This is a genomic window from Candidatus Desulfolinea nitratireducens (assembly GCF_982879505.1).
In genome coordinates, this window is the sequence record NZ_CEYOSI010000023.1 from 17,343 (window position 1) to 18,590 (window position 1,248).

Genomic DNA, 1,248 nt, shown 5'->3' on the forward strand with positions numbered 1-1,248 from the left:
TGAAACCCGATAAAAAGAAGAATTATGCCAAAAAATTCACCCAGATAGAGGGCGCCCGGGAACTGCAGGCGGCTGAATAGTCCGCCAAATGCGGGCAAGATCGCGCCGGTGGCGATAAGAATATTCCCAACAGCGCGATGGAGTAAAACGCGTTTGCGCCAGAATATCCATGCAGAATAAATTGCCCCGCCAACCAGGGTGAGGGTGCCATAAATATTGAAAAAGGGTGTCAGCACACGTACGCCATCTGTGACGATGGCATGACCGCTCAATTCCGCGCCAGTATGGCCTTCGCCGATCATCAGAGAGGGATCAAGCTGGGCTGTGGCTATTCTAAATAGAGCGTAGAGCGAGGCAATGCCCAAAATGAGCATCAGCGCATTGGCCCATTTACGGTTGGCGAGCAGGTAGACCGTACCCTGCCCCAGCCAGGCAGCAACAAGAATGGCCCCAAAAAGATACCACATCCGAAAGATGAGTGGGTTCCACCCAAAGGCGCCAAAATAAAATTCCGTGAATCCACCGATTCCGTAAAAAATGGCTCCGATACCCCAGAGCAGTAAGTGGGCACGCTTGCGGTCTAGATAACGTTTGAGAACAAAAAAGGCAAGAGCAAAGCTGATGATGCTTGATAAAAAGGGAATACCAGTGTTAAGTAACATGATTAAACTCCAGATTAGATTGTGTAAGAGTACGCTTCAACGGGTGATGCTATTAAACAATACCCAAAACAACACCAATGGCTGCGATCACGACCCCTATAATAACGATTGCCAAAATAACCAACATGACCGGAATCATCTTTTCATAGAGGGGTGGATATTTACGAGCGGGGGATTTTTTTTCAGATTTCATTTTTAACGGTTATTGTTTTCAAAGGCTTCGTAAGTTTCCATGAGTGAAATCATGGTTTGATCAGTAAATCCATGGAGGCTGGTGAGCATTTCTCCCCATGATCCTGTATCGGAAACACGCGCATCAAGATAAACAGCGATCATTGCTTCGAGGAGTGCATTCCTGAAAAATAAAAATGCACGTGTGGCATCAATGAGTTTTAGCCCAAATCTGCGTCCACGGGAAGCATACTCATATCCCAGAGAACGGGCTTCAGCGCTGGCGTCCTCACCTTCCGCACTGAGATAGCTTGCGAGGCTTTGCATAAGATTTTTACCGCTCTCGCGGTATTTTTCGCGGGCATCCTCATCCAGTTTTTGATACCACTTTTCAGATTCCAGTTGATTTTCCTTA

The 1,248-nt window shown here is 47.0% G+C and carries 3 protein-coding genes; all 3 read right to left on the reverse strand.

The window, feature by feature from the left end; genetic code table 11:
* A partial coding sequence (locus tag AC3DOM_RS03560) for a hypothetical protein (RefSeq protein ID WP_487917649.1) occupies window positions 1-662 on the reverse strand: 662 nt, incomplete at its 3' end.
* A gap of 52 nt (window positions 663-714) precedes the next feature.
* The gene (locus AC3DOM_RS03565; protein ID WP_487917650.1) at window positions 715-855 is read right to left on the reverse strand and encodes a hypothetical protein; all 141 of its coding nucleotides are present in this window, start codon (window positions 853-855) and stop codon (window positions 715-717) included.
* Between the two features lie 2 nt (window positions 856-857).
* Window positions 858-1,248 (reverse strand): hypothetical protein (locus tag AC3DOM_RS03570; protein WP_487917651.1); only part of this gene is annotated, 391 nt, incomplete at its 5' end.